Source organism: Kribbella albertanoniae, assembly GCF_004348455.1.
GTDB classification, from domain to species: domain Bacteria; phylum Actinomycetota; class Actinomycetes; order Propionibacteriales; family Kribbellaceae; genus Kribbella; species Kribbella albertanoniae.
The window spans coordinates 1-9,896 of sequence record NZ_SMKA01000325.1 but is presented as its reverse complement, the minus strand read 5'-3'; the positions used below and the strand labels follow the sequence as shown (position 1 = coordinate 9,896).

Below are 9,896 nucleotides of genomic sequence, written 5' to 3'. Positions count from 1 at the left end.
TGGCTAATGTGAGTGGGGGCAGGCTCACCGCGGCGATCTCGGCTGCGGGTGGACTGGGGATGCTGGGCGCGGGGTCGGCCGTCACCGCGGACTGGATCCGGACCGAGGGGGCGATCGCGGCGGCCGGTGGCAGGCCGTATGGGGTTGGGCTGATGGCGTGGTCGGTGCAGGAACGGCCTGAGCATCTGGAGGCTGTGCTGGAGTTGAAGCCGGCGCTCGTCTCACTCAGCTTCGGCGACTACAGCCAGTACGTCGGCCCGCTCCAAAAGGAAGGCATTGTCGTGGCAACCCAGGCCGGCACGGTCGCCGACGCACGTGAGGCGATCGACGCAGGTGTGGATGTCATCGTCGCCCGTGGTGCCGAGGCTGGCGGGCATGGACGTAATGCCGTCGGCACGCTACCGCTCCTCCAGGCGATCCTCGACCTGACCGACCTCCCGGTGCTCGCCGGTGGCGGGATCTCCGGTGCGCGCGGCCTGGCCGCCGTACTAGCTGCTGGTGCAGCAGGCGGTTGGATCGGTACGGCGTTCCTCACCTGCGTCGAGGGGTTGACCAGCGATCCAGTCGCGCAGCGCGTGATCGAGGCGGACGAGACCGACACCGTCTACGGCACGGTCTTCGACGCAGCGTCGCGCGCAGGCTGGCCCGACGAGTTCGGTGGCCGAGCCCTGCGGAACGCCTACTTCGACCAGTGGGAAGGCCGCGAGGACGAGCTCAAGACCGATGACACCGGCCACACCCACTACGTCGAGGGAACGAAAGCAAAGGACGTCACCCGCGCCTCGATCTACGCGGGTCAGGGCGTCGGCGCGATCACCGGAAGGCCCACGGCCGCCGAGGTTCTCGACGGCTTCGCGGGCTACCGGGACTACCTGAGGGCCGCTCTCAACGGCGGTGCCAAGTAGTTGCGGTGGGCATCGACCAGCTCGTCGCACAACGCCCAGATCTGCTCAACAGGTAGGGCCGCCGCCGTTGCCGGGTCGGCCATCACCGCCTGCCGGATCGACCGCGGGTCCTCTTCGATCGCGGCGCGCACCACGAGCTCGGCGACGTTCAGATACCCCTTGTTCAGACCGGCCAGCTGAGCAGGCAGCGCCCCGACCGCAGTCGGCTGCACCCCCAGACTGTCAACCAGGCAAGGAACCTCGACCACCGAACCGCTCGGCAGGTTGCTGATCAAACCAGTGTTCGGCACATTCCCGTAGATCGTCCGCGGCGTCCCCGTGACCATGCTGTGGATGACCTGCGGCGCGTACTCCATCGTCCCCTCGACCGGCACCGGCTCCCCAGCCTTCAGCGCATCCCGCGTCCGCTCGTACGACGCCAAGTTCTCCGCGACGATCCCGAGATAAGCCCCGACCGGCAACCGCAGCCGCTCGACTTCCGACGAGTGCTGCAGATACCACGGCACGTACTCCGACGAATGCTCACTCGTCTCGGTCGGATAGAACCCGAGCCGCCGGTACATGTCCACCCGCACCCGCCGCCGCAGCTCCGGATCCGCCTCGATGACCTCGTCCAGCCGGTCGTACAGATTCACGCCGTCCCGCTCGAACCGCAGCACCCACGCCTGATGGTTCACCCCGGCCGCGAGGTAGTTGACCTCATCCAGCGGTACGCCGATCAGCGCGGACAGATCATGCATCGTCCAGTAGACCGAGTGGCACAGGCCGACCACCTTCTGCAGCCCGAGCGCGTGGAGATACCAGACGTTCATCGCCATCGGGTTCGTGTAATTGAGCAGCCACGCCTCCGGGCAGACCTCGGCGATATCAGCAGCGAGCCCACGCAGTACGGGGAACGTCCGCAATGCCCGGAACACCCCGCCGACCCCGAGAGTGTCCCCGATCGTCTGCCGAACGCCGTACCGGGCCGGGATCTCGAAGTCGATCCGGGTCGCCGCGTTCATCCCGACCTGGACGATGTTGATCACGAAGTCCGCGCCGTCCAAAGCGGCCCGCCGTTCCAGATGCGCGGTGATCCGCGGCGTCACTCCACGCTCAGCAGCGATGTACGACGCCGCCCCGGCCGCCGTGTCGAGCCGCTCCGGATCGATGTCGTGCAAGGCGATGTGCACCGGCCCGAGGTCCAAGGCGAACAGATCTGCCAGCAGCCCCTGCGTGAACACCACACTGCCTGCGCCAACGAACACAATCTTGGTCATGAGGACACGCTCCCCAGCGCCAGATCCCAGTCGGCCTGGGCAGCCGTGCCCCCAGCAGCACGAGTCGACAGCGACCCGCACGCAGCCGCGATCGCCAGCGCCCGCTCACGCCCGAACCCCTTCAACCGGGCAGTAACGAAACCCGCATCGAAGCTGTCCCCGGCCCCAACGGCATCGACGTACGAGACCTGCAACGCCGGAGCCTTCAGCACCTTCGTCCCATCGTGCGCCAGAGCGCCGTCCGCGCCGTCCTTCACGACCGCCAGCGGACCGCGCCGAGCCAGGATCCCGGCCGCATCCCTGGTCGAGGGATGCCCGGTGAGCAGACGTGCCTCGGCCGCATTCGGCAGGAAGTAGTCGGTGACCCGCAACACCGGGTCGAGGACCATCCGGTCCCACCGCCCGGACGGATCGTCGTTCGTGTCCAGCGAGGTCGTCGCCTTCGCCGCCTTGGCTTCCTTGAACAACCCGGCGAGTCCCGCCGCCAGCTCAGGCATCAGATAGAACGACGACGCATGCACATGCCGCACCGATCGCAGCAAAGCGGTCGGTACGTCGTTCGCCGTGGTGGCCGGCAGACATCCGGGGGAGGTGATCATCGCGCGGTCGTCGCCCGACGTCAGGACCGTGGTGAGGGCCGTTGGCAACGAAGGGTCCACGATCATGGCCGACACGTCCACCCCGCGCTCGGCGAGCGCCGTACGGACGAAGTCACCGGCCGCGTCGGCGCCGACCCGGCCGACGAAGGCAACCCGCAGGCCGAGCCGGGCCGCGCCACACGCCATGATCGCGGCCGACCCGCCGAGCAGCAGCGCGCCGTACGGAACGAGACGTTCGCGTTGGCCGAAGACGATCGGCTGGTCGACCGGCCCGACAACCACGTCGGGGTTCGCGTCGCCGATCACTAACAGGTCATATGTCATATTCAGCCTTTGATTCCGGTTGAAGCCAGCGAACGGATGAACGCCTTCTGCGCCAGCAGGAAACCGAGCAGGACCGGCAGCACCGTGATGACGTTGCCCGCCATCACCGCCGCCCACTGGGTGTGGTGCTGGCCTTGGAAGGTGGTCAGCCCGAGCTGGAGGGTGTAGTTGGTGTCGGTGTTGATCGCGATCAACGGCCAGGTCAGGTCGTTCCAGGTAGCCAGAAACGTCAGTACGGCGACCGTGCTCAGCGCCGGCCGAGCCAGCGGCAGCACGATCGACACCAGGATCCGGAGACGCCCGCAGCCGTCGATCACCGCCGCCTCCTCAAGCTCCCGTGGCAAGCTGACGAAGAACTGCCGGAACAGGAACACCGCCAGCGGCGTCACCAGCGACGGCACGATCAGTGCGCCCAGGGTGTCGATCAGACCGAGCTGCTTCATCACCAGGAACGTCGGGATCATCGTCAGCTGGAACGGGATCACCATCGTGGCCAGCATCATCCCGAGCGCAACCTTCGACCCGGCGAACCGGATCCGCGCGAACGCGTACCCGCCGAGCGAGCCGAGCACCAGGTTCGCCGTCACGGCGACCGCCGAGACGATCATCGAGTTCACCAACCAGCGCGGGAAGAGCGCGTTGCCGAGCACATACCGGTAGCCGCCCAGATCGATCCGCGAGGGGATCAGCGCAGGTGGAAACCGGTTGATCTCCGCGTTGCTCATCACCGAGCTGAGCAGCAGCCACACCAACGGCAAGGCGAACAACAACGCCAGCGGAGCGAGCACGAGATGCCAGGCGCTAGGTCGCTTCATCGGGCGGCCCGTCGCCGCGAGATCTGCAGAGCGATCCCGATCACCAGCAGGGCAACGGCCAGCGCGTACGCCGCGGCCGCGCTGTAGCCGGCGGTGAAGCTCTTGAACGCCTTCTCCCAGATGAAGTACACGATCACCGTCGTCGACCCGAGCGGCCCGCCCTTCGTGGTCACGAACACCAGGTCGAACAGCTGCAACGCGTTGATGGTCTGGAAGAGCAGCAGAAACACCGTGACCGGTGACAACGCCGGTACGACGACATGCCGCAGTACGGCGAATCGTCCCGCCCCGTCGATCCGCGCCGCCTCGACCAGCTCGGCCGAAACGCCTTGCAGGCCGGCCAAGTAGACGATCACGCAGAAGCCGGTGCCGCTCCACAACGAGATCACGACCAGCAGCGGAAGCGCCTGACCGGGATCACTGAAGAACCCCTGCGCGGGCAGCCCGAGCTTGTGCAGCAACGAGTTAGCGACACCGAACTCCGGGTCGAGCACGAACGAGAAGAGCACACCCTGCGCGGCCGCGGAGACCACGAACGGTACGAAGACGAGCGTCCGGTAGAGCCCGATGAACTTGATCTTCCGGTCGAGAGCGATCGCGATCGCGAGACCGCCGACTACGCTCAGCGGCACGTAGAGCACGGTGTAGAGCAGCGTGTGCTGGACCGCCGCACCGAACGCCGGGTCCTGCACGAGCGCCTTGTAGTTGGCCAGCCCGACCCACTCACTCGGTGACACCAGATCATTGACCTGGAACGAGAGCAGCAACGACCAGACCACCGGTACGACGCTGAGTCCGAGGATGAGCAACACCGACGGACCGACGAACGCCCACCCGGTCGCGCTGTCACTGCTGATCCGGCGCTTGGGCTTGGTGCGCGGATCGAGAGTGAACGTGCCGACGACGCTCGCCATCAGTTAGGCACTGCCAGTACGGCGTTCGACTGGTCGACGGCCTGTTTGATCGCGTCCTCGGGGCTCTTCTTGCCGAGGAGTACCGACACGATCGCCTCGCCGAGGAACTGCGAGATCTTCGGGTACCCCGTGATGGTCGGGCGGACCCGGGCCGAGTCCAGCGCGTCCACGAACACCTTCAGCCCGTTCGTCGCGGTCGCATGCTTTGTCCACGCCGGGGTAGCCGCAGTCGCCTTGCTGAGCGGCAGGCTGCCGCCCTCGACATCCCATTTGATGTCCTGTTGCGGCTGGATCAGCCAGTTCACGAACTCGGTCGCCGCCTTCACCTTGGCCTTGCTGTTGTCGAAGACCGTCCAGGTGTCCGGCCCCGAGATCGTCACCGGCTTCCCCGAGTACGACGGGAGCGGGACGACGCCGTACTCGAGTCCCTTGTCGGCGATGTCGGGGAGCTGCCAGGGGCCGGTCGCGACCATGCCCATCCGGCCACCCAGGAACACCTGGTAGAGCTGCTCGCTCCCCGGCTTCGGGTCGACGTACAGGGACTTGTCGGTGCGCAGGCGTTCGAGCGTGCCGAGAGCTTGGGCGCCGACCTGATCGAAGGCGACCTTCTTTCCGTCCGGGGAGGCGACATCGCCGCCGAGGTCCCAGATCATCGGCCACAGTCGCCAGACCGTGTCCTCGTCACCGACGCCCGGCCAGCCGGTGCCGAAGACGCCCTTCGCCGGGTTGGTGAGCGCCTTCGCGGTGGCGATGAAGTCGTCCCAGGTCCAGCCAGGCTTGGGCGCGGGCAGGCCGGCCGCAGCGAAGAGTTTCTTGTTGTAGACAAGGCAGAGTGAGTCGAGGAGCGCGGGTGCGGCACGGATCTTGCCCTTCACCGTGACCGAGTCCCGCGCGGCCGGCCAGTAGTCGTCGAGGTGCAAAGCGCCGGACAGGTCGGCGATCTTCGGGCTCCGCGTCAGGCTGGCGAGGTCCGATCCGAAGATGTAGGCGATATCCGGATAGGACCCCGCCGCCAGACCGGCGGTGACCTTCTGCAGCATGCTGTCCGCCGTCACCCCGCCGCCACCGCCGTTCACCCGGATCCCCGGATGGGTCCGGTTGAACTCGTTGATCAGGGCATCGATCGCGGCCTTGCCGGTGTCGACCTGGCCGTGCCAGAGCTCGACCTCGACGACACCGCCGGTGGCCTTCTCGTCGTTCTTCCCACAGGCGGCAAGCGCACCGGTGGCGGTGACCGCCGCGGCAACGCGCAGGACGCCGCGGCGGGACAGGACAGGGGCATGCTGAGACATAGCGGTCTCCAGAGACGGGGGTGAAATGTGGTGGCGTCAGCAGGTCTTGCGGACGTAGCCGGCGGACCCCGGCGTCGAGACGTCCACATCGCGCTGAACGATCGTCAGCGTGCTGCCGAATCCGCTGCAGGCCTTCTGCCGGCCTGCGTCCGTGTACTCGATCACGATCACGTTGTTGCCGAAGTGGTCGACGTAGTCGCCGCACTCGTCGTACTGACCGCACTCCTCGGCCACCGCGAAGTCCAGGCCCACCGACTGCCGGTCAGCGGCCAGCTCCACCGTGTTCTTCTGAGCGATGGCGAGGTTCTTGCTGTGCGCATGCGTGGCCAGCAACGTCAGGTAGGCCTTGGCCTGCGCCTTGGTGAGCAGGTTCTTCGAGCGCTCGTAGCTGTCGTAGTTGTCCGGCTCGATCGCCTTGTAACCCTTGGACGCACACTGGTCGATCCACCCGTTCACCTTGGCGGCGACCCGGGTGCGCTTGTCAGCCGTCCGCAGGTCGAGCAGCGGCTCGCCCCAGTCCTCGTCGATCACCAGGTTGCCCTGAGCATCCCGCAGCAGCAGATCGGAAGCCCACGAGCCCTGCTCACCCGGCTGAACCTGGAACGCATTGACGTAACAGATGTTGTAGAGCCCGGCCGCCGGAGCGGCAGTCCGGTCGCGCGTAACAACCTGAACACCTGACGGCGGCGTGTAAGCGCCACCAATCTGGTAGTCGAACTTCGCATGGGTCGGCGGCAGCGTCGCAGCTGCCTCAGCTTCCGAGCCAAGGTCGAGGGCTGAGTAGACGGCAGTGGCCGCGAGGGCGGAGGCCAAACTGGCCAGGAGCACGCGGCGGATGACTGAACGAGGCTTGGACACGATTGCTCCATCGGTCCCGAGAACGCGACCCCGCCTCGGGCCGGCCACAGTCCTGGCCGCCCTGGCGCCTGAAAACCGGACTCCGGATCACCGATCCGCTACCGGCTGGGTGCGTCACTGCCGCAAGATTAAGCGCCACCCCCGGCCTCCCGTCAAGCACTAACCTGCAAACGACTGCGCAGAACTGGTGGTTTACATCGCTTGCGCGCACCCTTTGGCCACAAATGCGAGCGCCAGGCCACGCTGCTCGTAGAGATGCCGGCTGTCCGCCTCCTGGTGGTACGCCTGGTGACTCTCGAGCCCGGCACGGCCGAGCAGGTGGGGGAGCAGCCAGGCGTACTTGACGCCGGATGCCAGCACAGCCCGCCGTACGGCGTCGCTGTCGCCGCCGCCAGCCCGCTTCGTCGAGTCCGGCAAGGTAGCCGGTGACGCAGGTATCGGCGAGCTCCGCCTGGCGTTCAGCCAGCCAGAACAGATCGAAGACAGCATCCGGAATGTGGTTCCCGATGTCCTCGCCGAGCGCGCCGTCCCCGGTGAAGGCCCAGTCGAGCAAGGCGAACTCGCCGGTCGGGCGCCGGATCACGTTGGACACCCACAGGTCGAGGTGGCAGCGCGTCCGCGGCGAACTCTCCACCAGCTTCAGCAGCTTCTCGCGGTTCGCCAACAACTCTCGCCACGCCTTCCGCAGCCCGGCCGGCCAGGTCTCCGCGATCAGCGGCTGCCGCCACGCGTCATCGTCGTCCACCAGCTCCCACGGCACTGCACGCGTTGTCGAGTACCCCCTGAGAAACCCCCGCGACGTCCATTCCTTCTCTCCGATGGGTTGCGCCTGCCACCGCCCGCAGGCCCGTGCGAACGCCGCGTGTTCCGCCAGTCCGAACTCCGTCCCCGCCAAGCCGGCCACATCCTCCAGCATCAGCACGGCCCCACCGTCGTCCTCCACAACCTCCGCTTCCGGCAGCACCAGCCCTGCGGCCGCGAGCTGGCCCCGCAACTCCTCGTCGCGGTAGACCTCGAGCTCCCGGCGCCAGTAGTTCCAGTGCCGAGGATCTTGCGAAGCTGCCCACGGGTCCCCGCTCACCTCGACCGGCCGTCGCAGCCGCTTGCGGATCGCCGTACGACCGTCGGCATAGGTGAGCCGTTCCACTGTCTCCGTCACCGCGTTCAGCGGGTTGTGCCGGAGCGTTGTCGCGTGCGGTTGGCTCATCGCAGCAGTGTGCTTGGAGGGAGGCCTGTTAGTGCTTTCACGTCTCGGGTGAGGTGGGCTTGATCGGCGTAGCCGCTGATCGCGGCGACCTCCGCCAGGCCCTGGCCGGTGCGGGCTCGGTCCAGGGCCGCGTTCATCCGTAGCACGCGGTCGAGCATCTTCGCGCCGTAGCCGAAGGCGCTCAGGCACCGCCGGTGCAGTTGTCGCTCGGAGATGTCGAGCTTGCGTGCGAGACCCAGCACCCCGCGTCCCACGCGCAGCGTGTCGGCACGGACGTGCTGGAACACCTGCCGAGCGAACGGGTCGGCTGGTGTCCCCATCAGCTCCGCTACGGCGAGGTCCAGCTCAGATGCTGGGTCTGCTGCGCTGCGGACTCGGTCGGCCAGTTTGCGGCTGCGGCTGCGCGACCACAGCTCGCTCAACGGGACCCGCTCGTTCAGGAGCGCATTCGCCGGTACGCCGAGGAACGTCGGCGCGTCACCCGGTGCGAACCGGAGCCCGGCGTACCGGGTGCCCGGTCTCGCCGTACCGGTCCAGGCCCGCGAGTCCGGCCCGGCCACCACCAGATCGTCGTCCATCAACAGCAGATCCATGCACCCGTCAGGCAGGATCAGGTAGTCCCCACCCGGCGCGGTGCGGGTCCACACGGTCGCTCCGAGCAGGAGCGCAGGGCGTTCGACGGTCACAACCCCAGTCTGCAACGCCCCACCGACAATCCAAGTCTGGGATGCGCCGCGTACGGGTGATCGTCGCCCGTGGCGGACAGGCTTCGGTTGCTGTGGACAGGCAGCTCGCCTGTCGATGGCTCGTTGCGTTTGGTGTGGCCACTGCGGGCAGCAGAGTCGGGCCGCCGAGGCACAACCTCCTCCCCGATCTGCTCGCCACCTCCCTATCTTCCCGCCGCCGCGAGGTCCGGACGCTGCCCTTGCCGGCCGCATCCGAATGCTGCGGCCGTGCCAAACCAGCTCATAGATGCCCTAGGCAACAACCATTGAACACTACGCCGATCCATACCTCCTTTCCGTTCCGGCCAACACGCCAACCCATAACCTGTGGATAAGTATTTCCCTTGAAAATAAGGGGTTCTGGCTTTGAAAACTGTCGGTGGCCCTGTCTAGAGTTAACGGTATGGAACTCCTGGGCGAGCGACCGGCGTGGTCGATGAACGGCAGCGAAGCGCTGTCGTCCATCGATTCGATCGACGCCGAGATCGCCCGCCTGGAAACCGCCCGCCTGCCCTATGTCGCGCGCGTCGACGAGACCGGGCACGCCGAAGAGCTCGGCGCCCGCAACACTGCCGAGCTGCTGGCGTTCCGGTATCGCATGGACCCGCGTAAGGCCCACGCCACGGTCCGGCTCGCCCTCGCACTGCCCAAATACGCGGCCGTCGCCGACGCGTTGCCCGACCCGGCCGTTGCGGTGCCGGTCCCGGACGGCACCGACGACACCCTCCCGCCCGAAGTCCTGCTGCGCCCTGAGCAGATGGGCGTGATCGTGTCCATGCTCGAAAAGGTCCCCGCCACGGTCCCGGTCGAGGCTCTCCGCGTCGCAGAGGAAGAGCTGGTCAAACTCGGCCGCAACATGTCGCCGGCCGAGCTGCGCAAAGCCGCCCAGCGCGCCCGCGACCTCCTCGACCAGGACGGTCCCGAGCCCGACGAGCAGAAGGCCTACGCCCGCGAACGGCTCAATCTGATCCCCGACGAACACGGTGTCCGGATCTCCG

General features: G+C 67.2%; 10 protein-coding genes. 2 read left to right on the top strand and 8 right to left on the bottom strand.

Going from position 1 to position 9,896, the window contains the following annotated elements; translation table 11 throughout:
• On the top strand, positions 1–905 hold a 905-nt coding region (locus tag E1261_RS39765; protein WP_132414924.1), incomplete at its 5' end, for an NAD(P)H-dependent flavin oxidoreductase.
• Here the strand turns inward: E1261_RS39765 and melA are convergent.
• From melA to E1261_RS39725, 8 genes are all read right to left on the bottom strand, one after another.
• Positions 869–2,164, bottom strand: a complete 1,296-nt coding sequence (melA, locus tag E1261_RS39760) for an alpha-glucosidase/alpha-galactosidase (RefSeq protein ID WP_132414923.1) — start codon at positions 2,162–2,164, stop codon at positions 869–871. The genes E1261_RS39765 and melA overlap by 37 nt on opposite strands.
• A complete protein-coding gene (locus E1261_RS39755) occupies positions 2,161–3,087 on the bottom strand; it encodes a carbohydrate kinase family protein (RefSeq protein WP_202875418.1) in 927 nt (308 codons plus the stop codon). Before E1261_RS39755 ends, melA begins: the two co-directional genes overlap by 4 nt.
• A gap of 2 nt (positions 3,088–3,089) precedes the next feature.
• Positions 3,090–3,902, bottom strand: a complete 813-nt coding sequence (locus tag E1261_RS39750; RefSeq protein ID WP_132414922.1) for a carbohydrate ABC transporter permease — start codon at positions 3,900–3,902, stop codon at positions 3,090–3,092.
• The gene (locus E1261_RS39745; protein ID WP_132414921.1) at positions 3,899–4,816 is read right to left on the bottom strand and encodes a carbohydrate ABC transporter permease; all 918 of its coding nucleotides are present in this window, start codon (positions 4,814–4,816) and stop codon (positions 3,899–3,901) included. Before E1261_RS39745 ends, E1261_RS39750 begins: the two co-directional genes overlap by 4 nt.
• Positions 4,816–6,108 (bottom strand): ABC transporter substrate-binding protein, encoded by a 1,293-nt coding sequence (locus tag E1261_RS39740; protein ID WP_132414920.1) that lies wholly within the window; start codon positions 6,106–6,108, stop codon positions 4,816–4,818. Before E1261_RS39740 ends, E1261_RS39745 begins: the two co-directional genes overlap by 1 nt.
• A gap of 36 nt (positions 6,109–6,144) precedes the next feature.
• Positions 6,145–6,966 carry an endo alpha-1,4 polygalactosaminidase gene (locus E1261_RS39735; RefSeq protein ID WP_132414919.1) on the bottom strand — a complete coding sequence of 274 codons (822 nt, stop codon included), beginning with the start codon at positions 6,964–6,966 and terminating at the stop codon, positions 6,145–6,147.
• Positions 6,967–7,158: 192 nt separating this feature from the next.
• The gene (locus tag E1261_RS46160) at positions 7,159–7,383 is read right to left on the bottom strand and encodes a hypothetical protein (RefSeq protein WP_202875417.1); all 225 of its coding nucleotides are present in this window, start codon (positions 7,381–7,383) and stop codon (positions 7,159–7,161) included.
• A 786-nt stretch (positions 7,384–8,169) separates the two neighbouring features.
• Entirely contained in the window at positions 8,170–8,859 is a 690-nt protein-coding gene (locus E1261_RS39725; RefSeq protein ID WP_165952808.1) for an AraC family transcriptional regulator, read from the bottom strand.
• A gap of 442 nt (positions 8,860–9,301) precedes the next feature.
• On the opposite strand from E1261_RS39725, the gene E1261_RS39720 reads away from it, so the two are divergent.
• On the top strand, positions 9,302–9,896 hold a 595-nt coding region (locus E1261_RS39720), incomplete at its 3' end, for a DUF222 domain-containing protein (protein WP_132414917.1).